Annotated in this window: 14 protein-coding genes and 1 pseudogene; 11 read left to right on the top strand and 4 right to left on the bottom strand. The window is 46.4% G+C overall.

The annotated features are described in order from the left end of the window. The coding region (locus K6G33_RS03030) for a PEP/pyruvate-binding domain-containing protein (RefSeq protein WP_296776121.1) at positions 1-1,010 on the bottom strand (1,010 nt) is incomplete at its 3' end. Positions 1,011-1,304: 294 nt separating this feature from the next. Here K6G33_RS03030 and K6G33_RS03025 point away from each other — a divergent pair. Both K6G33_RS03025 and glmU read left to right on the top strand, forming a co-directional pair. Further along, complete coding sequence (locus tag K6G33_RS03025) at positions 1,305-2,078, top strand: hypothetical protein (protein WP_296776118.1); 774 nt, start codon at positions 1,305-1,307, stop codon at positions 2,076-2,078. Between the two features lie 21 nt (positions 2,079-2,099). Beyond that, entirely contained in the window at positions 2,100-3,476 is a 1,377-nt protein-coding gene (gene glmU / locus K6G33_RS03020) for a bifunctional UDP-N-acetylglucosamine diphosphorylase/glucosamine-1-phosphate N-acetyltransferase GlmU (RefSeq protein WP_296776116.1), read from the top strand. A 931-nt stretch (positions 3,477-4,407) separates the two neighbouring features. On the opposite strand, the gene K6G33_RS03015 is transcribed toward glmU, so the two are convergent. Next, positions 4,408-5,109, bottom strand: a complete 702-nt coding sequence (locus K6G33_RS03015; protein ID WP_296776114.1) for a hypothetical protein — start codon at positions 5,107-5,109, stop codon at positions 4,408-4,410. A gap of 348 nt (positions 5,110-5,457) precedes the next feature. On the opposite strand from K6G33_RS03015, the gene K6G33_RS03010 reads away from it, so the two are divergent. Beyond that, positions 5,458-6,126: a response regulator transcription factor gene (locus tag K6G33_RS03010; RefSeq protein ID WP_296776111.1), complete on the top strand. Its 669-nt coding sequence runs from the start codon at positions 5,458-5,460 to the stop codon at positions 6,124-6,126. A gap of 20 nt (positions 6,127-6,146) precedes the next feature. Then, a complete protein-coding gene (locus tag K6G33_RS03005; RefSeq protein ID WP_296776109.1) occupies positions 6,147-8,210 on the top strand; it encodes an ATP-binding protein in 2,064 nt (687 codons plus the stop codon). A 45-nt stretch (positions 8,211-8,255) separates the two neighbouring features. On the opposite strand, the gene K6G33_RS03000 is transcribed toward K6G33_RS03005, so the two are convergent. Further along, the gene (locus K6G33_RS03000) at positions 8,256-9,584 is read right to left on the bottom strand and encodes a hemolysin family protein (protein ID WP_296776106.1); all 1,329 of its coding nucleotides are present in this window, start codon (positions 9,582-9,584) and stop codon (positions 8,256-8,258) included. A 344-nt stretch (positions 9,585-9,928) separates the two neighbouring features. On the opposite strand from K6G33_RS03000, the gene K6G33_RS02995 reads away from it, so the two are divergent. Both K6G33_RS02995 and K6G33_RS02990 read left to right on the top strand, forming a co-directional pair. Continuing rightward, entirely contained in the window at positions 9,929-10,444 is a 516-nt protein-coding gene (locus K6G33_RS02995) for a sigma-70 family RNA polymerase sigma factor (RefSeq protein ID WP_296776104.1), read from the top strand. Next, positions 10,414-12,216: a hypothetical protein gene (locus K6G33_RS02990; protein ID WP_296776101.1), complete on the top strand. Its 1,803-nt coding sequence runs from the start codon at positions 10,414-10,416 to the stop codon at positions 12,214-12,216. Before K6G33_RS02995 ends, K6G33_RS02990 begins: the two co-directional genes overlap by 31 nt. 125 nt (positions 12,217-12,341) lie before the next feature. Here K6G33_RS02990 and metG read toward each other — a convergent pair. Beyond that, positions 12,342-14,345, bottom strand: a pseudogene (gene metG, locus K6G33_RS02985) (methionine--tRNA ligase); the annotation flags it as partial. 248 nt (positions 14,346-14,593) lie between these two features. On the opposite strand from metG, the gene K6G33_RS02980 reads away from it, so the two are divergent. The 5 genes from K6G33_RS02980 (at position 14,594) to mfd (ending at position 22,808) form a co-directional block, all read left to right on the top strand. Next, positions 14,594-15,997, top strand: coding sequence for a leucine-rich repeat protein (locus K6G33_RS02980; RefSeq protein WP_296776098.1), 1,404 nt, complete (start codon positions 14,594-14,596; stop codon positions 15,995-15,997). Positions 15,998-16,162: 165 nt separating this feature from the next. Next, entirely contained in the window at positions 16,163-17,752 is a 1,590-nt protein-coding gene (locus K6G33_RS02975) for a zinc-ribbon domain-containing protein (protein ID WP_296776095.1), read from the top strand. A gap of 91 nt (positions 17,753-17,843) precedes the next feature. Next, entirely contained in the window at positions 17,844-18,608 is a 765-nt protein-coding gene (locus K6G33_RS02970; protein ID WP_296776093.1) for a histidinol-phosphatase, read from the top strand. A gap of 93 nt (positions 18,609-18,701) precedes the next feature. Continuing rightward, positions 18,702-19,328: an aminoacyl-tRNA hydrolase gene (pth, locus tag K6G33_RS02965; protein ID WP_296776090.1), complete on the top strand. Its 627-nt coding sequence runs from the start codon at positions 18,702-18,704 to the stop codon at positions 19,326-19,328. Between the two features lie 18 nt (positions 19,329-19,346). Beyond that, the gene (mfd, locus tag K6G33_RS02960) at positions 19,347-22,808 is read left to right on the top strand and encodes a transcription-repair coupling factor (protein ID WP_296776087.1); all 3,462 of its coding nucleotides are present in this window, start codon (positions 19,347-19,349) and stop codon (positions 22,806-22,808) included. Positions 22,809-22,942 lie beyond the last annotated feature (134 nt).

Genomic DNA, 22,942 nt, shown 5'->3' with positions numbered 1-22,942 from the left:
TTTCTTGTCTGGAGCATATAGAGCTTCTTGTTCTCAACAGTGAACTCCATATCCTGCATATCGTGATAGTGATTTTCGAGAGTCTGGCAAACTTCCTTGAACTGAGCGAAAGCCTCAGGGAAAGTCTCAGCCATCTGCTGGATAGGCATAGGAGTACGAACACCGGCAACAACGTCCTCACCCTGTGCGTTTGTGAGGAACTCACCCATGAGCTTCTTCTCACCTGTAGCAGGGTCACGAGTGAAGGCAACACCTGTACCGCAGTCGTCGCCCATGTTACCGAATGCCATTGACTGTACGTTTACAGCAGTACCCCAAGAGAATGGGATATCGTTATCTCTTCTGTATACGTTAGCTCTTGGGTTATCCCATGAACGGAATACAGCCTTGATAGCACCCATGAGCTGCTCCTTAGGATCGTCAGGGAAGTCAACGCCGATCTTAGCCTTGTATTCAGCCTTGAACTGACCAGCAAGTGTCTTGAGATCGTCAGCAGTAAGCTCAACGTCCTGAGTTACACCCTTTTCAGCCTTCATCTTGTCGATGAGCTCTTCAAAGTACTTCTTACCAACTTCCATAACTACGTCAGAATACATCTGAATGAATCTTCTGTAGCAGTCCCAAGCCCATCTTGGGTTACCTGACTTTGCAGCAATTGTGTTAACAACTGTCTCGTTGAGACCGAGGTTAAGGATTGTATCCATCATACCAGGCATTGAAGCTCTTGCACCTGAACGAACAGATACGAGGAGAGGATTCTCCTTATCGCCGAACTTCTTTCCTGTGATTCCTTCCATTTTAACGATATACTCGTTGATCTCAGCCTGGATCTCGTCAGAGATACCGCCGTCCTCGTAGTACTGAGTACAAGCCTCTGTTGTGATTGTGAAGCCCTGAGGAACAGGGAGACCGATGTTTGTCATCTCAGCCAGGTTTGCACCCTTACCGCCGAGAAGTTCTCTCATGTTGGCATTACCCTCTGAGAAAAGGTAACAATACTTATTTGCCATTGGTGTATACCTCCATTTTTAACATTACCGAATAACACTTCTACAAATACACATATAGAGACATTATTCGAGTTATGTTTATTATAACACATCTCAAAAAAAATTACCATATATTTGATGACAAAAATTACTCGTTTATTTTATTGCAGTTTGTACAAAATTTAACAAAGCGGTTTGTTTTAGGCTAAAAAGGCTTGAAATTATTGTTAAAGTATGTAAAAATAGTAAAGTGGTATCTTATCGCTTGATTGATACTGCGCAATGTTAAGACCTATATAAGGAGATATGTTGAGAATGAAGAAATTAACAGCGCTTCTGCTGGCTTGTATGACATTCGTGTGCGCAGCAGTATCTTGTGGAAACGGCAGTAATGAATCGACTGAAAGCAAGAGTACGGCTGAGCGTGAAGAAAAGACAGAAGCTGCATCGGTAATGTCCGACCCCGAGCTCAAAGAGGCTCAGGAAAGGTCTATGGATAAGATGCGGAAGACGGCTGAAGAGAACCGCAGCGAGCTCCCGTCCGCTACGATAGATCCCGAGATAAAAGAGTCGCGTGAAAAGGCTCTGGACAATATGCGTGAAAAGATGGGCGAAGTGCGCGGCGGCAATGAGTTGACGAGCGGCACCGATGAAATGATCGGGGACGCAAAGTCGGTCGTTACGCAGTTTGCAAAGGCGATGTGCAGCGTTGATGCCGAAGCTATGGCAGAGACTATGTATCCGCCGAAAATGCTGGAAGGAATGAAGGCTTGCGGCGAATACGACAAATTTGCCGAAAGCGTTACGTCCGACGATAAGTACACGTTTGCGGGCGTTGACGTGAAGTCCTGTGCCAAAATGAAGGAAAAGGAACTCGCACTTGCACAAAGCTACATGAATTATTTTGCGAAGGAATACGGGCTCGGCGGCAATGAATACAGAGTGACCGACGGTTACTCCTTCGTGGCAGAGCTGCATACAGATGATGAAAACGGATCGGTACTCGATGCCGAGTCGCTCCTCGTAGTAAATATAGAAAATGAAGGCTGGAAGATAATCCCGATCAGCCTTGAAGATCTTACGGAATAACATATCAGGAGGTATTAAGTAATGAATAAAGCAGTTATTTTAGCAGGCGGACAGGGCAAGCGCATGAAAGCGGAGATGCCGAAGCCTCTTTTCAAGGTGCTCGGCGAGCCGATGCTCCACTGGGTAATATCAGCCTGTGAGGCGGCTGAACTCACGGATATCTGTGTAGTTAAGGGCTTCAAGGGCGAAATGATAGACGAGTATCTCGACGGAAAGTACACAACAGTGCTTCAGGCTGAGAGACTTGGCACAGGTCACGCTGTACAGCAGGCTATCCCGTTCCTTGAAAACGATACAACAGGAAATACCCTCGTGCTTTGCGGAGACGCTCCGTTCATCGACGAGGCTACTATAAGAGAATCCCTTGTTATACACAAGCAGCAGAACAATGCTGTTACGGTGATTACCGCAGAGCTGGACGAGCCTTTCGGCTACGGCAGGATAATCCGTTCGGCAGGCGGTATCAGCGGCATTGTCGAGCAGAAGGACGCTACCGACGAGCAGAAGCTCATCAAGGAAGTCAATTCGGGAGCATACTGGTTCAGGACAGCTGACCTTATCGACCTCCTCGGAAAGCTCAAAAACGATAATGCTCAGAACGAGTATTACCTTACGGATACTATTGCCATAGCTCTTTCGGAGGGAAGAAACGCAGGTGCGTACAAGTCGGATAACGCAGACATAATCAAGGGCGCAAACGACAGAAAAGACCTTCTTGAACTCAATACATACGCAAGAATGGCAGTCATTGAAAAGCACCTTGCAAACGGTGTGGAATTCACCTGTATTGACGGCGTGGTCATCGAACGCGATGTTGAGATAGGCGTGGGAACAGAGATACTTCCCAACACTATCCTCCGCAAAAAGACCGTTATCGGCAAGAACTGCAAGATAGGACCGAATACTGTAGTTGAAAACTGCAAGATAGGCGACGACGTAAACCTGCATACAGTTCAGGCGTATGAAGCCGAGATAGAGGCTGGCGTAAAGATCGGACCTTATGTTCATATCCGTCCTGACAGTGTTATAAAGTCGGGGGCTAAGATAGGCGACTTCGTTGAGATAAAGAACTCCACTATCGGCGAGAAAACAGCTATCGCACATCTTGCATACGTTGGCGACAGCGATGTGGGAAAGCGCGTAAATATCGGCTGCGGAACAGTTACCGTAAACTATGACGGTATCGCAAAGAGCCGCTGTGTTATCGGCGACAACTGCTTCGTGGGCTGCAACACCAACCTGATCGCACCTGTAAAGCTGGGCAAGGCTGTATATACGGCTGCGGGAACTACCGTAACACGAGATGTTCCCGACTATGCTCTGGCGATAGACAGAGGCGTGATGAAGGTAAATGAGGGATATACTCTCAGAAAGCTCAAGAGCAAGCTGGGCAAATAAGCGAAAAGGCGGACATATTGTCCGCCTTTTACAAATAAAAAAAGACTATCCGAAGACAGTCCTTTTTTATATATTAGGTATAGAACCGAAACTGGCAAAAGAATAACGACCTTCATCGACACCCTCTCAAAAGCCGATCAAGGTCGCTATCGGGTGGTATCTGCGTACCCTCTATACGCAGAGACCTTACGGCGAGCACAGATTCCGTAGTGCTTTATACCTGTTTGCTGTGGTATTGATCCTGATACATCGTGTCAAATGACTTTGAACTGTTTTAGGCGATTAAACATATTATAGGCATTAATGTTTAATAACAGTCGTAATAGTGAAATGTATGATTGAAATCATTGTTTGAACTGGGGATACGGCGGAGTTTAAAACCGTATCAAGCATAACAGAATATAATTGCCGATTTTGTTACAGGACACATAATATATTTTTAATTATGCGGTGGAGAGAAGCCGATGTTTCGGCGGATATCTCTTCCAACAATTGTATTATAAAACATAGGCACAGGAAGTTCAATTGATTATATTGCTTAAAATTAGGACAAAATTGCTAAAATAAGTATAAATATTTATATTAAGTGACTATTAACAAAATAAAACATAAAATATATTTAAAAAGTATTAACGACCTGCTCGCAAAAGCTTTGAAAAATTAATTAGAACAAAATTGAAATTTTAAATCCACGAAAATACGTTGATTTTCAATGGTAACAAAAAAATAGCACAAAAATGATATGGTTTAACCAGTTGCCTGAAATACTGACCATGTGTACAGTTTGTCAAGTGGTTAAAATATATGCTTAATTGCAAGTGCAAAATTTTTCTATGATATTTGAATATTTATGATATATTTTTATATTTTAACGATTTTAGTGCGCTCGCAGACAGCAAAAAAGCTCCGAAAAATTTTTCGGAGCTAAATGTTACAGTATACAGTTTGCAGCGTTTTCAATACGCTCTTCATAATATTCTTTCTGCCACGGGAAGTTGAATTGCTTGAAAAGCTTCAGGCAGCTCTGTGCATTTCCGAGAGCGCCCTTCAATCCTTCCTCATCGCCTGCTTTAGCGAATATGTACACTACGGTAATGAATATCTCAAGCAGAACGAAGTCGTTTGCCCCCTGTGGTTTATAGCCGAATTTCAGCAGCTTCAGTGCCTGCTGATAGTTTTTGGCGGCACAGTCGGTCAGAGCCAGAGCCATATACAGCTCAGCTTGCTTCTTTAAAGGTGCTTTCTCGGTATATCTTTGCAGGAAATTGATGTTGGCTGTGCGGAAATCCGCAGCTTCACGCCAGTTTCCGATCTTGCTGTAGGTTTTCAGAGCTTCATTGCAGAAGAAGAATCTCTCGTCGCTGCTCATTTTTTTGTCGAGAAGCTTTTCGAGATGCAGGAATGCCGTTTTGTGGTCATAGATCCTGTCATACAGTGAAGCGAGCTGTATTATATCAAAAGACGACGGCTTTTTTGCGTTGTCGATGAACGCATCTGCATAGGCTTCGCAAAGCTCTTTTGTATAGCCGCTTTCCAGGAAAAGACCGTATACTTCGGTATATTTTTTCATCTCGGAAGCGTGCGAGACTAAAAGCGGAAAACCGATCTTCTTTCTGTCATTGGGTGAGATCATGATACCAGCCCTCCTGTTCGCTGAGGAAAATATATATCTATCATTATATATTTTTTGAATGAGTAAAAAAAGTAAATTATTGTTACCTTTCTATATTAATAATTCTATCACAAATTTATTTCTTAGTCAACATTTGTGTGCAGTGAAAATCGAAAACTGTTGATGTGCACAAAAAACATACAGATTTTTTTCCTAATCAATTTATTAAACAATAGAATCTTTTTAAGCTTATTTCAATAATCTGTGTTATAATAGTATTAAAGTGGATAGGTGTACGTTCTGGAAGCCTGTTCTATATGAAATTGCAATGCCCTGCTGTTGCAGCAGTTGTTACAAGGGGGAGTTTATATGAGGATACTCGTTGTTGAGGACGAGATGCAGCTTGCAGATGCTCTGTCGGAGATACTGCGGCGCAATATGTACACCGTCGATACGGCATACGACGGCATAAGCGGTCTTGATAACGCACTTTCGGGCGTTTATGACTGCATGATACTTGATATAATGATGCCCGGTATGAACGGCATAGAGGTTCTTCGCAGCCTTCGCCGCGAGCATATCAGCACTCCTGTCCTTCTTCTTACAGCTAAAAGTGAGATCGAGGACAAAATAAATGGTCTTGACTGCGGTGCGGACGACTATCTCACCAAGCCCTTCGTCACGGGCGAGCTTCTCGCAAGAGTACGTGCTCTTACACGAAGAAAGGGCGATATCGTCGATGAGAACCGCCTTGACTATAACGGTCTGGAACTTAACAAGAACACCTGCTCTGTTATGTGGAGAGGCAGCGATGTGAAGCTCTCTCTCAAGGAGTATCAGATAATGGAGCTCCTTATCTCCAACCCGCACCAGATACTCCCAAAAGAGCGAATTATCGAGAAAATATGGGGATATGAGAGCGATGTTGAGTACAACAATATTGAGGTATATATATCGTTCCTCAGAAAGAAGCTTTCGGTCATCTCAGCGCCCGTGCAGATAAAAACGGCAAGAGGTATAGGTTATTCGCTTGAATAATTGAACGGGAGGAAATGGAAATGTTCAAAAAAGCTCATGATCATATGTTCAGAAAAGCTCAGATGAGGCTTTTCTCAATGATCGTCAGTATCCTTCTTGCAGTATTCATAGCGCTCATAGGCTCGATAAACGTCATTACCAAAGCGGTGATGCGCGGACAGTCCAAAGAAGTGCTCATGAAGATCGCCGCAGGAACGGAATACGACGATGTGAATTCAAAGTTCACATTTACGCCGCCCGATGACGGCGCGAACAAAGAGGTGAGACATTCGGAGAATCCGCCTCCTAAGCATACGGAAACAACTGCCGAAGCATCTCATACGACACAGAAGCCGACTTCTGCGGCGGAAACTTCTACCTCTGAAAAGGCTACCGAAACGGATACACACGCAGCTCCGACGGAAGCAGAGCACAATGACCCGACAGAGGCTCCCGAGAATAATGACCCACCTGAAGAACAGTACGATGAGGAACCCTATGATGAACCGCCTGTTGCAGCTGATCCTCAGCCTGCGGTAACTCCGCCTCCTGAGATAAATACAGATCCTGCAACTCAGGCTCCTGATAACAGTGGCGGCGGTCAGAACAATCAGGGCGGCGATCAGGGATACTGGAACGGTCAGTGGGGCGATCCGAGCCAGTGGAACCAGAACGGTCAGTGGGGCGACCCTAATCAGTGGAACCAGAACGGTACGTGGAACGGCTATAACCCGTGGGCGTGGAATCCGTGGATGTGGTGGAATACATGGGCGCACAGTCCGGGAGCATACAGCAATGAGAAGGAGCCTGATGACTTCGACCATGAAAGCTATAGAGCCGAGCATGGCGGAGCTGCCCGCGATGACAGAGCTGACAACGGAAACGCAGATGCGGATCAGGATGGCATAAAACAGCAGTCCTTCATCGGCGAAGGCAGACTTATGACACTTTCATACAGCGGAGAGTCTGTTCTTGATGGCTTTACGGTGCTTTCAAACCGTTCGGATCCTTCAGAGCAGAAAACTGTTTCAAAAGGGAACGGCAGCAAACCGAAAGAATATAAGTCCAGTGCACTTTCAAATAATGTCAAGGAAGAACCTATCCCGAGAACCCTTGGTTCGATAGACTTCTTTGTTATAATGGCTGACAAGAACGGAAAATATCTTGCTACTCTCAACAACGACGATCTCGGTGAGGAAAAAGCACAGAATTATATCACAGCTATCATAAATGAGGATCTGGACACGGGTATGCTGAATTCTTACCAGTTCTACCAGACCGATAAGTCCAACGGAAAGATAATGGTATTTACCGATAAGAGCTATGAGATGGATATGCTCAGACAGCTCAAGCGCACTACTATTATAATAGGATCTATCGCGCTGGTCATTCTTTCTGTTCTGGCGTACTTCCTCAGCAAAAAGAGCATACAGCCTATCAAGACAGCGTTCAACAAGCAGAAACAGTTCGTTTCCGATGCGAGCCACGAGCTCAAAACTCCGCTGACAGTCATTTCTACGAATGTAGATGTACTTGAAGGAGAGATAGGGCATAATCGGTGGCTGACGTACATCAAGTCGCAGACCGAACGCATGAGTGTGCTTGTAAACGACCTCCTGAATCTCACAAGACTGGAAAACAACACTGCCGAGCTTGAAAGAAAGTACTTCAATCTCAGCAAGGCGATAGTGAATACCGCACTTCCGTTTGAGTGTCAGGCGTTTGAGAGCAACAAGACCTTCGAGGTCGATGTTGATGAAAATATCATGCTTTGCGCAAGTGAGAAGCTCGTTAAGCAAATGGCTGCTATCTTTATCGATAACGCTCTTAAATACTCCAACGACGGCGGAACGGTAAGAGTTTCCCTGCAAAAGCTGGGTGATAAGAAGGTGCTTTCGATATACAATACAGGCGAGGGCATCAAGGAAGAGGATACCGAAAAGATATTCGAGAGATTCTATCGCAGTGACGAGTCCAGAAACCGCGCAACAGGCGGCTACGGACTGGGACTTGCAATTGCAAAATCCATAATCGACAAGCATAAATTCAAGCTGAATATCATGAATATTCCGGGCAAGAGCGTCTGCTTCATGATATCAATGTAAAAGAATAATGCCTCCGAAAGTGAACTCGGAGGCATTTTTTTGTAATTATTCTTCTTCGCTGTCAGCTTCTTCCGCAGGGGAGAGCTTTTCAACACGACAGACTTCGATACGGTGGTGCTTTACTTCAAGCACGTCGATATGAAGCCCGTCCTTTTCGAGACTGAGCTGAGTGCCGTCCTTTGGTATCTCACCGAGAACGGCGATAACGTATCCGCCGAAGGTCTCGAACTTGTCCGCAGGCAGGTTTATTTCCAGCTCCTCGCAAACGTTGCTGAGGGAGCTTATACCCGGGATCGTCCAGATATTGTCGCCTGTCTGTTCAAATCTTACAGATGGCTCGTCCTCGGGGTCGTCGGCAAAATCGCCTACAAGCTCCTCAACGAGGTCTGTTATGGTTATGATACCGCTCATGCCGCCGTATTCATCGACAACTATTGCGAAGTGGTCGGCACCGCGCTGCTTCATCTGGTCGAAGAGCCTGTCAGCCTTCATATTCTCGTGTACGAAGCTCGGTTCGCGGACCGCCTCAGCCATGATATTGTCGCGGCTCTTGTCTTCGAGCCTGAAGTAGTCCTTTGCATTGAGCACACCTATGACGTTATCGACACTTTCGCCGCATATGGGGAAAGATGAATGTCTGGTGCGGTGGATAGTTTCCTCCCAGACGCTTATATCATCATCGCTCCACAGCACATCAACGTCGGTACGGTGGGTACAGACCTGTTCGGCAGTCATATCATCGAAAGCGAAAACATTTTTGATAATGCGGTTCTCGTCCTCGTCGATAGTGCCTTTTTCAGCGCCTGCGTCGGACATCATGAGTATCTCTTCCTCGGTAACGGTGTCGTCATCGCTTTCGGGGTCTATGCCGCAGAGCCTGAGTATGCCGTTTGCAGAGACGTTCAGCAGCCATACCATAGGTGCAAAGAGCTTGGACACGAAAGAGATGCAGCTGCTCATGGAGAGAGCTATTTTTTCCGGATCTTTCATTGCAACACGTTTAGGTACGAGTTCGCCGAAAACCAGTGTGAAGTATGACAGTATCAGGGTTATAAGCACTACAGATACCTTTTTGACCACAGTCGTCGGTATGCTGATATTTGACTTTGCTATGAGAGCGGTAAGGCTTTCGGAAAAGCTGTCCGCAGCAAAAGCTGCGCCGATGAAGCCTGCGAGAGTTATTGCGACCTGTATCGTAGCAAGGAACCTTGTGGGACTGTCAGTGAGTTTTTTCAGTCGTAAAGCTTTTTTATTGCCGCTTGCCGCAAGCTTTTCAAGGCGGACATCATTGGTCGAGATGACTGCGACCTCTGTACAAGCGAACAGCGCATTGAGCGCGATAAGTATAATTTGCAGGATCAACTGCCCTATCATTTCATATCCTCCGTTAAAATAGTGATATTGACGTATTTTTCTTTATAACCTCATAAAGGCACAGCCTAACACAAATGATAGTGCAGACCATGCCTCCGATCTATGTATTCAACGGAAAAAATCCAACAATTATCAGTATCACTGCCGTCAGGGGCAACGTCCATTCGTTTTTCAACTCCTGTTCTTTTCAAGATGATATAATTATATCGTATTCTTGCTATTTTGTCAAGTATATGCTATAGTATGGGTAAAGGATCTGCTTTTAAAAAACGGGATAAAAAATTTTTTTATTGCACAAATACACCTTTCTCAGGTGTGTTATATGTGAAAGGAGGCGCGTAGCGATGAATAACGATAGTACAGCACTATATGCATTCAGAAAATACGGAAACGATGTCCTGAGAGCAGCATATGCTTTCTGCGGGAGCTATGCCGAAGCAGAAGATATAGTTCAGGACGTGTTCCTTTCGCTTCACACCGAGTCAAAAAGATTCAATGACGATGAACACCTTAAAGCGTGGCTTCTTCGTGTTACCATAAACAAGAGCAAGAATCTGCGCAGGAGCTTCCGCATCAGCCGCACTTGTTCCATAGACGAACTCGAACATTCGGAGGCGATATGCGAGATAAACACGGAGGGCCGTGAGCTTCGCAGTATCATATCATCTTTGCCGCGAAAATATGCAGAGGTGATATTCCTTCACTATTATGAGGGCTATAATATAAGAGAGATAGCGGAAATGCTCGGCAAGAACGAGAATACAACAGGCTCGCTTCTCAGACGAGGCAGGGAAAAGCTGAAAATAGAACTTGAAAGGGAGGAAGATCCATGCGCGGAGAAGATTATAAAGGCGCTCTGAACGAGCTTACTCTCAGCGAGAGCTTTTGCAAAAAAATGGAGAGAAAGCTGCTTGATGCTGAGTTCGCTGAGGACGAATACTTTGATGAAGTCGTCCACGTAGACGTTATAAAGAAAAAAAACAGAAAGAGTCTTGCGGCAGCGGCTGCGCTGATACTTGCCATCGGAGCAGGCGGTACGGGTACTGCATACCTTTTTAAGGATAAGCTGACAAATGAGCTTGCAGCCGAGGAGAACATAGATACAGGCGGTGAGGAGATCAGTTGTAAGGAAAGAGATGCAAAGCTTTACGGGTTTAATTTCACGTTTGGAAGTATAGATCTCAGAGATGTGACGCTTTCATTGAGTTATAAATCCGATTACTCTTCATTTCCGACACGCGTCCATCCAACAGCAAAGCAGGCTGAAAAGATAAAGGAACTGTTTTCGGGTATTGAGTGGAATGTGTGTTTACCTGATGAAGATGTCGTAAATCAGGCGACTTGCATGGAGAGCATAGACCTCTCTGCTGCGAACGGAAAATACAGTATGGTGTTTTTGCGCGACGGATATGTTGCAGCATCTGCCTATGATCTTGAGAATGGCTTAATTCCGAATGCTGATTTTTCAATGTATTATTATAAGATACCTGTCGAAAAGTATAAAGAGCTTAAAAATATTGTGTTCGGTGATATGAAGTTCGGCTATCTGGAAAGATTCGGTATATCCGCAAGTCTTGAAGATGCAGAGTACTCTGTAGATGATAAAAGCGGTACACTTACAAGTGAGAAGGCTTATGACATTGCACGGATCATAAACAACGAAACAGAATGGACGTTATCGAGCGAAAATATCGAGTTCCCCGAAGATGAAAGCGATATAAGCATCAGTTTAAGATCGGAAGGCGATAGGATCAAGCTTGATTTTTGCAGCGCTCAGAATCTGCTTGCTGTCACAAAAAGCTCGGACAGCGGGCAGCTCATAGAAAGAAAAATATACAAGGCTGATCTTAGTTTCCGCAGTTCTTTGGAAGAGGTGATGTGCGACAGTGTTGCCTGCGATTGTCCGCTCGAATTCGGTGACGCAGATCATGTCATTATTGAGTATTACAACGGCGAAAAGTGGAGCGGCTATAATATCGGCAGAGAAAAGCTTGACGAGCTGCTGAATGATATGAGAGATATGAACTGGAGAAAGCTTTACAATGTTAAGTGGCAGATGTATAATTATGATCCTGAATTTGAAAAGGCTGTCATCATCAAGGCAGGCAACATAAATGCTGTTATATACAATAGCGGTGAACTGTCCTATGCAACAGGCGTTTCACGCAGTCAGTACAGTGTTGACGATTACGCTCACATAGAAAACTGGGTAACATCGCTTCCTGACGGAGCTTTAAATGATTCTGAACTGGTAAATCTGCTGCTCGATAATATACTTGATACGAAAAAAATAACGCTTACATCTCAGAACGAGGACTCGGTAAAAGAAAAGAGCAAGTTTACAGATGAAGAGATAGCGCGATTCAAGGAAGAGATAAGAGAAATAGAATGGGAAAGCCTTGAGATCGGAAAATACGGACTTGGTGAGTTCGCTGTAAAAAATGATCCGAATTCAAAATCAATATATATTGATGTTACACAAATGGCATATATGCTCTATTCGGATAATAATGATATACTTATGTTCTATAAAGGCGGTGAACTTCTTAGCTCGATCCCGAGATGGGGCGTTAAGTGCAAAGATCCTGAAAAACTGAATGCGATATTTCAGGAGCTTTTAAGAAAAAAGTGATCTGCAAGGATATATCAATTACCGTTTTATAAACACTAAAAGGGGAGCATTTTTGCTCCCCTTTTAATATGCATAAGAAAAGCCATAGTACCTGTTACAGATACTATGGCTTTGATCTTTGCGGTTTATCTTATCTTTGAACCAACAGGTATGCTGTCGTCAACGAAGATGACCTTTACTCCGTCGGGAGTATCAGCAGCACATATCATGCCGTTGCTGTCAACGCCTCTCAGCTTCACAGGCTTGAGATTAGCGATGAGCTGGAGCTTCTTTCCGATGAGGTCCTCGGGAGCGTAGTACTGAGCTATGCCTGATACTACCTGTCTGCCGCCCATGCCGTCGTCGAGCTGCAAGCACAGGAGCTTGTCCGACTTCTTTACCTTTTCGCAAGCCACTACCTTTGCAACTCTTATTTCCACCTTTGCGAAGTCGTCGATAGTTATTTCGGGCTTCAGCTCGATAGGCTCGGCAGGAGCCTCTGCCTTTTCGGCTGCGGAGAGCTTAGCCTTTGCAGCTTCCATATTCTTTGTGAGTATAGCATTGAGCTCGTCTATCTCCTTGTCAACGTCTATTCTCGGGAAGAGTATCTCGCCCTTGTGAACAGTTACGTTTGCAGGAAGTACATCGAACTTGTCCAGCTTGTCGTACTCGACATCTGCTGCTGCTGCGCCTATCTGCTCCCATACCTTAGGCATAGTTGTAGGCATGAACGGTGCGAGGAGCGCAGAGGTCATACGGATAGCCTCAAGGAGGTTGTAGAGAACTGCTGCAAGACGAGCCTTCTTTGCATCGTCCTTGCCCAGCTTCCACGGTTCGGTCTCGTCGATGTACTTGTTAGCGCGTGAAACTACCTCAAATATAGCTTCGAGAGCCTGCTTTATCTTGGTCTCGTCGATAAATCCGTCCACGGTTGAACGCAGACCTGAAACAGCAGCCTTGAATTCGTCGTCGATAGGCTCGCTCTCACGCTCTGTGGGGAGAGTTCCGCCGAAGTACTTGTCAGCCATTGCAACGGTACGTGAGACAAGGTTTCCGAAGCCGTTTGCAAGGTCGGAATTTATGCGGTTTATCATTATCTCGTTGGAGAAAAGGCTGTCTGCGCCCAGAGCCATTTCACGGAGGATATGGTATCTGATAGAGTCCTGACCGTATCTCTCACCGAGTACGAACGGGTCAACGACATTGCCGAGGGACTTGCTCATTTTCTCGCTCTCGCCGTTCTTTCCTGCCATTGTGATCCAGCCGTGAACAGCAAGGTGCTTAGGCAGAGGCAGGTCGAGTGCCATGAGCATTGCAGGCCAGATTATAGCGTGGAAACGCATGATGTCCTTAGCTACCATATGAACATCGGCAGGCCAGTACTTCTCATAGTCGTTATGTGCGGAGTTCTCATAGCCGAGAGCTGTGATATAGTTGGAGAGTGCGTCTATCCATACGTATACGACGTGCTTTTCGTCGAAGGATACGGGAACGCCCCATGTGAAGGAAGTTCTCGATACGCAGAGGTCTTCAAGACCGGGCTTTATGAAGTTGTTAACGAGCTCGACAGCTCTTGTCTTTGGACGGAGATAGTCTGTTTCGAGGAGAAGCTTCTCGATACGCTCTGCAAACGGAGACATCTTGAAGAAGTAAGCCTCCTCCTTTGCGAACTTGACGGGTCTGTGACACTCGGGACAGCAGCCGTGCTCGTCAAGCTGCGACTCAGTCCAGAAGCTCTCGCAGGGAGTACAATATTTTCCCGAATATTCGCCCTTGTAGATATAGCCCTTGTCGTAAAGTGCCTTGAATATCTTCTGAACGGCTTCTACGTGATAGTCGTCAGTGGTTCTGATATATCTGTCGTATGATATGTTCATATATTTCCACAGGTTCTTGAACCTGTCAACGATGACGTCAACGTACTCCTTTGGAGTAACTCCTTTTTCGGCAGCTTTCTGCTCTATTTTAAGGCCGTGCTCGTCAGTGCCTGTGAGGAACATTACGTCATAGCCCTGCATTCGCTTGTAACGGGCAATTGAATCGCAGGCAACTGTTGTATAGCAGTGACCGATATGCGGATCGCCCGATGGATAATAAATCGGTGTAGTGATGTAAAAGGGTTTCTTTGACATAAAAATCGCTCCAATCTGAGTGTAAAAATTCCCGTTTCCGAATGAAAGAAAAGGGGGTAACTTATATTATACCACCTTTTTTTTGATTTGTCGAGTGCAAAAAGCTTTTTGGCATATATTTTTTGCATAGAATTATACGCCCGAAGCTGCGTCGATTATGCTGATTTATGTGTGCGTCAAACCGACTTAAATTCAGGAGGAATTTTTGTTGAAACTTGACAAAGAGAAGCAGCTGTGGTATAATGCCCCAAAAGGAGGTCACTATTATGGACATTAAAAAAATTTTAACAGCATCTTTAGCAACAGCAGCTGTTTTTAGCGGAACAGTTCCAAATTACAGCAAAGCTCCCGTGTCGTTCGCAGCTTTCAGCTATGAATCATGGGCGGATAATAAAAAAGAAGTGGTCATAGGCGACTTCAGTTTTGTTGTCAACACAAAAAGCGGGACAGCTGTCCTCGAAAAATACAGCGGTAAAGATAAGGAAGTCGTTATTCCGGACAGTGCTGACGGCGCTCCCGTAAAGACGATAGCTTCCGATGCTTTCGCAAACAACGATTCTCTTGAATCTGTTGTTATCCCTGCAAGTGTATGGGATATCTCGGGCTTTCTGAATTGTACGGCACTTCGCTCGGTAACTATCGAGAATAATCCGAACTATAAGACGGGTATCATTCGTCAGAGCGCTTTTGAGGGCTGTAAGGCACTTGAATCTATAACTATCCCAGACTGCTTTGAAACTGTTATGGAAAATGCTTTTGCAGACTGTACTTCTCTTGCGGAGATCATCTTCCCTGAGCATAAAATGGTATTGAACAAGTATACCTTCTGCGATACACCGTGGTATAAAACTCTTAAAGCTGACGAAGACGGCTTTGTAAGATTCAAGGATCTTATCATTGATGTTGTGAATGCATCAGGCGAACTGGTCATACCTGACGATGCAGTCGAGATAGCAGCCTTTCTGTGCTATAAGAACAATGATATAACTTCGGTCGTTATACCGAAAAGCGTAGAACTTGTCGGAGCAGGCGCGTTTTACGGCTGTGAGAATCTGAAAACTGTTACCGTAAAGTCTATGGACTGCCGTTTCTATGATAATTCTGTATTCGCAAATAAACTAATAACTCCGCATAAGTTTGATATCAGTGAACTTGAAAGCTTCCTTGAAGGACTTGGCGATAATATCAGCGGCTGGGAAAATATACAGAATATCGTTGATAATTATAATAGATCCCCTGAATACAAGGAATACGTCGATAAGCTGAATGAAGCGGTCAAGGACTTCACAGAGGATCAGGAAGACGGCAGCGCAAGAAGTCTGTTCATGCCAACAGGCAGTTTTGACGGCAGGATCGTTGGCTATAAGAGCTCCTCGGCTGAGAAATTCGCTGAAAAAAATGATGCTGAATTTGAGTTTGCCGCAATGAAGGGAGATGTCAACAAGGACGGCGTTGCGGACTCGATCGACGCATCAAAGCTTTTGCAGATGTATACAAAGATGTCCACGAGCGATACGGTTCTTACAGATGAAGAATTCTACCTGTATGACGTAAACAGCGACGGCTGCGTTGATTCCGTAGATGCATCATGTATCCTTGCGTATTACGCTGCAAATTCAACTGACAGAGCAAATTCGCAGCTCCTCGAAGAATTTATGGAAAATAAATAAGTAAAAAGCCCTCACATGAGGGCTTTTTGCTGCAATAGTACGTAAAATGTTGTATTCTGACGAACAGCTTCTATATAAATGTATCGTAACAATTTTTTTACTTGACACGGCTGTCCTTTTGCCTTATAATAAGTGTATGATTTACCTATTTACTGGAGGGATATTATGATTTGTAACAAATGCGGCAGCCAGCTGCCCGAGGACGCTTTATTCTGCACAGAATGCGGCGCTCGGCTTGAAAAAGAGGACACTGCACCGACAGTACATACAGATGATGAACCTACTTCTATCCTCCCTCGCCTTGAAGAAGTGATAGCAGACAATGAGGAGACTCTCAGCCTTACTCAGGAGCAGGCAGAGATGCTCAGCGATGAGCCTACAGAGATACTCAGCACAGCCGAGGAGATAAAGCTCCCCGAGCCTGAGCCTAAGTATGAGGACGTAACGGAAGTTCTGACAGCTCCCGAGCCCGTACCTGTTCCCGAACCCGAGCCTGTTCCGCCTCTGATGCATTCCGCACAGGAAAAGCCTGCGGAAGCACCTGTTGAAGCTAAGCCTGTAAATAACGGCTATGATGACAACAGCGACACCATGAAGATACCTGTTCAGAATACTTCGTATGAAGCTCCTACCGAGCAGTTCACGACGAATAGCAGCAATAATTTCGGCGGCAATGGTTCAGCTGCAAATAATCAGGACGTTATACTTCCTCCGCCGCCTGTAATGCCGCGCGAGCCCGAGCCTGTTCAGCCGCAGGCATCTGCACCGATACCCGAGCCTGTACCTGTGCCTATGCCTGCTCAGAACGATGAGAAGGCAAGACCGAAGAAGAAGGTCAGCGGCGGCAGGATATTCGCAGCATCTCTGGTATCACTGCTGACTATGGTATTCCTGCTTCTGTTCAGTGTACTTCTGGCAGTAAAGATAGGTGCGAATGGCAGCATAATCAGGAGCAGAGCCGAAAAGCTCAACGCAAAGACAACTCTTACGGCAGAATTTGACGGCAAGGAGCTCGCAAAGACCTTCTATGACTCTCTTGGCTTCAGAACAGCTACAAAGGGAGCAGCTAACGAGGAAGGCTTCAAGAGGTATATGCTCAATACCGATTTCCGCGAGTACGCAGGAAGCGTAGCCGAGGGCTATCTTGATTATATCATCGACGGCGAAGGCAGAGATCCTTCCATAACTGCCGAGGATCTTGTGAATGACTTTATCAAGGCAAACAAGAAGGCTATAGTCAAGGAGTTCGAGTATGACCTTACCGATGACGACTATGATCTTCTTCAGCACAACCTCGATAAGGACAACTTTACCGAAACTATGGATATAAAGGAATGGAACAGAAATGCAGGCTTTGATGTAGGAAAGCTCAGCTTTGCGTTCTCATACATCACTATCGGCATCGTAGCTGCACTGGTACTGCTTTTCCTTATATGGATAGCAGCTATCGTGGACAAGCGTGCAAAGCACGTTACAGGTTTCTTCGGCAGCATATTTACCGTAGTCGGAGTTATCTCCTTCCTTACAGGACTTACTGTGTTCGTAGGTTCGGCAATAGCGTTCACATTTACACATAATGTACTGTTCTATCTGTCCGAGAGCCTTCTTCTTCCGCTTGCGATAATGTTCTGCATTATCGGAGCTGCCGAGTTCATTTTAGGATTTGTATTCAGAAAGACTAAAAACGGTCTGAAGAAGAAAGAGAAAAAAGCGGCAGCCGCTGCTGCACCTGCACCGACAGTACCAAACAACTGATACATAACGGCGTTCCATTCGGAGCGCCGTTTTTGTGCTTGTTTTTTTCATTGAAAAGTGGTATAATCATAGTTTGAAGGGAGAGCTTTTCATGTTAGCCAATTATCATACACATACAAGCCGCTGCGGTCATGCCCGCGGTGAAGATAGGGAATATGTAGAGAGCGCGATCGCAAACGGTATCAAGGTGCTTGGTATCTCCGACCACTGCCCGTGGGATTACGGAAATGATTACGTATCGCAGATAAGAATGAGACCTTATGAAATAGAGGGCTATTTCAGGTCGTTCACAGACCTGAAAAGTGAATATGCTTCTGATATAAAGATATACATTGGTTTTGAAGCGGAGTACATACCCGAACTTATCGAGGCACAGGACAAGCTCCTTGCGGACTATCCTGTAGACTACATGATAATGGGACAGCACTTCAATCATATTGAGTATGAGGGCGCTTATATGGGGATTCCTACTGCTGACGAGAGGTTGCTCATAGAGTACGTGGATCATATTATAGAGGGCATGGAAAGCGGTCGTTACCGTTACCTTGCACACCCCGATCTCCTTGATTTTACGGGAAGCGACGAGCTGTATGAGGAACACTTTACACGGCTTTGCGAGTACCTGAAAAGTAAGGACATACCTTTGGAGATAAATCTGCTTGGAAGAGCAGGCGGCAGGCACTACCCGTCAGAGCGCTTTTTCAGTATCGTTCAGAAAGTAGGCAATAAGGCGATCATCGGCTGTGACGCGCATATGCCGCAGTCTCTCGGTGATACGGAAACGATAGAATGGGGCAGGAGATTTGCCGAAAGATTCGGGCTTGAACTGGAGGAGTCTCTTGTAGGGCTGGACTGACAATAATGTGAAATTCGGAATTAGAAATTCTGAATTTGGGTTTAATAATAAAGTCGTTAAATAAAGATTTATTTGTGTAAGGAGAAAACATAAATGAGTATTTTTGATGTATTCGACAGGATTTCCGCAAATTCTTCTGCGGCAAGAGGTAAAATAGAATATGTGATAACAGGTCTGGGCAATCCGGGTCTGGAATATGAAAATACACGCCATAATGCAGGCTTCATGGTGCTTGACGAGCTTGCAAAGCAGTTAGGCGAGAAGATCGACCGCCTGAAGTTCAAGGGCAAGACCGCTGAGGTCACTATCGAGGGCAAGCGGTGTCTGCTCCTGAAGCCTACTACCTTCATGAACAACAGCGGCGAAGCCATAGTTCAGGCGCTGGAGTTCTACAAGATAGACGTTCAGAACCTTATCGTTGTATGCGATGATATCTCCCTTGACTGCGGAAAGCTCCGCATACGCCGCAAGGGCAGCCACGGCGGTCACAACGGTCTGCGCAGTGTATGCGAGCTCACAGGCAGGGACGATTATCCGCGCATAAAAATGGGCGTTGGCAAGAAGCCTCACCCCGACTACGACCTTGCAAAGTGGGTGCTGGGCAAGTTCGGCAAGGAGGACTCGGAAAAGATGAACGAGTCCGTGAAGAATGCCTGTGAATGCATAAAGCTCATGGTGCAGGGCAAGACCGACGAAGCCATGAACAAATATAATTCGTAATTCCTTTCGGAGATAATAATGGAACTTTTTAAGAAACTGTTTTGTGAGCTTGCAGGCTTTAAAAGTCTGCGGGAGGCTGTTGAAAAAAACATATCGCCTGTCTCTGTGACAGGTCTTTCCCATATACACAGGGCGCAGCTCATACACGCCCTCAACGGCAGCAAGATAAATCTTGTGGTAACAGGTACGGAAGCCGAAGCAAAGAAGCTCTGCGACGATATCAACATGATGGCAGGCTGCGAGGAAGCCGTACTTTTCCCGTCAAAGGAGCTGGTTTTCACTCCTGTTGACAGCACGAACCATGAGTACGAGCATATGCGCATCTCGGCACTTATCAAAGCGGCAAAGAACCGCTGCTCGGTGATATGTGCAAGTATTGAAGCTGTCATGCAGCCTGTTATACCTGTGGGAGTTCTTATTGCCGCAGGTATCGAGCTTGAACAGGGGCAGGAGATAAATCTGCCCGAGTTTGCGCTCACACTGGCGAAATGCGGCTATCAGCGCTGCGAAAAGGTAGAGGGAGCGTCCCAGTTCTCCATACGCGGCTCTATCCTCGATGTCTTTCCCGTGCAGTCCGACAAGCCTGTGCGTATCGAATTATGGGGCGACGAGATAGACACTATATCCGAATTTGAGACCGATACACAGCGCCGCACGGACGCTCTTGAAAGCGTGGAGATATACCCGTCGGGAGAAGTCCTCTACAATAACGACGAGCTCGCCGACAAGATAGAGGAGCTCTGCAAAAAAGTCCGCGGCAAGCATATGGACGCAGTACGCGAGCACCTCGGCGCGGACGTTCACAGGCTGAGAGCAGGGGAGATACTCGCCCACAGTGTGAAGTACTACCCACTTGTTTACGGCGAGCCATCAACGGTGTTCGACTATATCGACGGAGTTGTGCTTTTCAGCGATTATTCCGACGTTATGGACAACGCCGCAGGTGTTCTCACCCGACATAACGAGGACGTGAAGATCCTCCTTGAGGACGGTCAGCTCTGCAAGGGGCTGGACGGCTATGTACTGGAGCTTGCACAGATACAGCATATCGCCGAAAAGCGGATATGTCTCTATATGAGCAGCTTTATGCAGGGCGGTGAGCGTATCGACTTCCGCAGACTTGTCAGCTTCGAGGCAATGCAGACCGCACCGTGGAGCGGCGAGATGAAGCAGCTCGTGGAAGACCTTGACGACTTTAAGCGCCGCGGCTATCGCATGATACTTGCGGCAGGCAGCGACAAGACTCTCCCTATCATACAGCAGGATCTCAACGAACAGGATATCCCCTGCGACCTCGCTTCCGATAATATCGAGCCGCAGAGCGGTCGTGTGCTGCTCATGTCGGGCAGCTTCGGCGGCGGATTCGAGTACCCCGAGAACAAGACCGTTCTCATCACGCAGGGACGCTCTATGGACTCTGTCCGCAGAAAACGCCGCAAAAAGAAGAACAAAGCCGAGGAGATACGCTCCCTTGCGGATATCACAGAGGGCGACCTCGTTGTACATTCAGGTCACGGCATCGGACGCTTCATCGGTATCCGAAAGCTGGAAATGGACGGCGTTACCAAGGACTACATCACCATACAGTACGCAGGTACGGATAAGCTCTATATCCCCGTTACTCAGCTTGATATGGTGTCGAAATACATCGGCCCCCGTGACGACAGCGGCGTTAAGCTCAACAAGCTCAGCTCGGGCGAGTGGCAGAAGACTCGAAGTAACGTAAAACGTGCCGTCAAGGACATGGCGCACGAGCTCATAGCTCTTTACGCAAAGCGCGAAAAGAGCGTGGGTTTCGCATTCTATCCCGACGACGAGATACAGCACGACTTCGAGGAGCGCTTCCCCTATGTGGAGACCGACGATCAGCTACAGTCCATTGCCGAGATAAAGGCTGATATGGAGCGCCCACGCCCTATGGAGAGACTTCTCTGCGGCGACGTTGGCTTCGGCAAGACCGAGGTAGCTCTCAGAGCTGCCATGAAGTGCGTACTTTCGGGAAAGCAGTGCGCGATACTTGCTCCTACTACAGTACTTGCGTTCCAGCACTACCAGACGGCGCTCCGCAGATTCGAGCATTTCCCCGTGAATATCGAGCTTCTCAGCCGTTACCGCTCTCCGAAACAGCAGGATGAGATAATCAAGAAGCTGAAACAGGGACGTATCGACCTTATAATCGGTACTCACAAGATAATCCAGAAATCGGTGGTATTCAAAGACCTCGGACTTGCCATAATCGACGAGGAACAGCGCTTCGGCGTTGCTCATAAGGAGAAGTTCAAGGAGAGCTTTACGGGAGTTGATGTGCTCATGCTCTCGGCAACTCCTATCCCGAGAACGCTGAATATGGCAATGAGCGGCATACGTGATATGTCGGTTCTCGAAGAACCTCCGCAGGACAGATATCCCGTTCAGACCTACGTCATCGAGTACAACATGGGCACAGTGATACAGGCTATAGTCAGGGAGCTTCGCCGCGGCGGTCAGGTGTACTATATCCACAACCGCGTCGAGACTATCCGCGCCTGTGCTTCACGTTTGCAGGAGTTCCTTCCCGAAGCTCGTATAGCAGTAGCTCACGGTCAGATGAGTGAGGACGAGATGTCCGACATCTGGGAACAGCTGGTCGAACATGAAGTGGATATCCTTGTATGCACTACTATCATCGAGACAGGTGTGGACGTTCCTAACGTCAATACCCTTATTATCGAGGATTCCGACCGCTTCGGACTCTCTCAGCTGTATCAGCTCCGCGGACGAGTAGGACGTTCAAACCGCCGCGGCTATGCGTATTTCACCTATCAGCGCGACAAGGTGCTGACGGAGATAGCAACAAAGCGCCTGAACGCTATGCGCGAGTTCACACAGTTCGGAAGCGGCTTCCGCATAGCTCTCCGAGACCTTGAGATAAGAGGTGCGGGAAGTATTCTCGGCGGCAGACAGCACGGACACATGGAGGCTGTCGGCTACGATATGTATTTGCAGCTTCTTTCGGAGGCTATCGCAGAGGAGAAGGGCATACAGCCCGAGAAAGTTCCTGAGTGTCTCGTGGATATCCAGATCGACGCGCATATTCCGGAGAAGTACATTTCAAGCCTTAATCAGCGTATAGATATGTACCGCAAGATAATGCTGGTCAACGAGGACAGCGACAAGACCGACCTTATCGACGAGCTTATCGACCGCTACGGTGATCCGCCGAAATCAGTGGTTGGACTTATCGAGGTGTCTCTGCTCAGGAATAAGGCTGCACACCTCGGCATCACCGAGATATCCCAGAAAAACGGCGCGATGTATTTCTACACGGAATACCTTGTCCCACAGCAGATATCAGCGCTTCAGCAGGCGTACAAGGGCAGGATAACCTTCAACGGCGTTGGCAAATCCTATGTCTCCGTGAAGATATCTCCCAAAATGCGGCCGTTCGATATGATGCGCGAAACAGTTGAGATATTTTTTACAAACCGCGAAAAAAAATAATGCATCAAACACTAAAGCAGCACTGAAATACAAGATGTTTTTGTGCAGTGTGCTGCAAAAAGCGTGAAGTAATTTGTCCGATATGTTACTTTACATACTATGATTTTTGTGCTACAATGTGTTTGTTAAGATAT

This window comes from Ruminococcus sp., assembly GCF_024691275.1.
Classification (GTDB): Bacteria; Bacillota; Clostridia; order Oscillospirales; family Ruminococcaceae; genus Ruminococcus.
This window is presented reverse-complemented; position numbering and strand designations above follow the sequence as displayed.

Excerpts from the sequence above, each read along its gene's own strand:
- K6G33_RS03025 (WP_296776118.1), top strand. The coding sequence starts at position 1,305 with ATGAAGAAATTAACAGCGCTTCTGCTGGCTTGTATGACATTCGTGTGC.
- glmU (WP_296776116.1), top strand. The coding sequence starts at position 2,100 with ATGAATAAAGCAGTTATTTTAGCAGGCGGACAGGGCAAGCGCATGAAA.
- K6G33_RS03015 (WP_296776114.1), bottom strand. The coding sequence starts at position 5,109 with ATGATCTCACCCAATGACAGAAAGAAGATCGGTTTTCCGCTTTTAGTC.
- K6G33_RS03010 (WP_296776111.1), top strand. The coding sequence starts at position 5,458 with ATGAGGATACTCGTTGTTGAGGACGAGATGCAGCTTGCAGATGCTCTG.
- K6G33_RS03005 (WP_296776109.1), top strand. The coding sequence starts at position 6,147 with ATGTTCAAAAAAGCTCATGATCATATGTTCAGAAAAGCTCAGATGAGG.
- K6G33_RS03000 (WP_296776106.1), bottom strand. The coding sequence starts at position 9,584 with ATGATAGGGCAGTTGATCCTGCAAATTATACTTATCGCGCTCAATGCG.
- K6G33_RS02995 (WP_296776104.1), top strand. The coding sequence starts at position 9,929 with ATGAATAACGATAGTACAGCACTATATGCATTCAGAAAATACGGAAAC.
- K6G33_RS02990 (WP_296776101.1), top strand. The coding sequence starts at position 10,414 with ATGCGCGGAGAAGATTATAAAGGCGCTCTGAACGAGCTTACTCTCAGC.
- K6G33_RS02980 (WP_296776098.1), top strand. The coding sequence starts at position 14,594 with ATGGACATTAAAAAAATTTTAACAGCATCTTTAGCAACAGCAGCTGTT.
- K6G33_RS02975 (WP_296776095.1), top strand. The coding sequence starts at position 16,163 with ATGATTTGTAACAAATGCGGCAGCCAGCTGCCCGAGGACGCTTTATTC.
- K6G33_RS02970 (WP_296776093.1), top strand. The coding sequence starts at position 17,844 with ATGTTAGCCAATTATCATACACATACAAGCCGCTGCGGTCATGCCCGC.
- pth (WP_296776090.1), top strand. The coding sequence starts at position 18,702 with ATGAGTATTTTTGATGTATTCGACAGGATTTCCGCAAATTCTTCTGCG.
- mfd (WP_296776087.1), top strand. The coding sequence starts at position 19,347 with ATGGAACTTTTTAAGAAACTGTTTTGTGAGCTTGCAGGCTTTAAAAGT.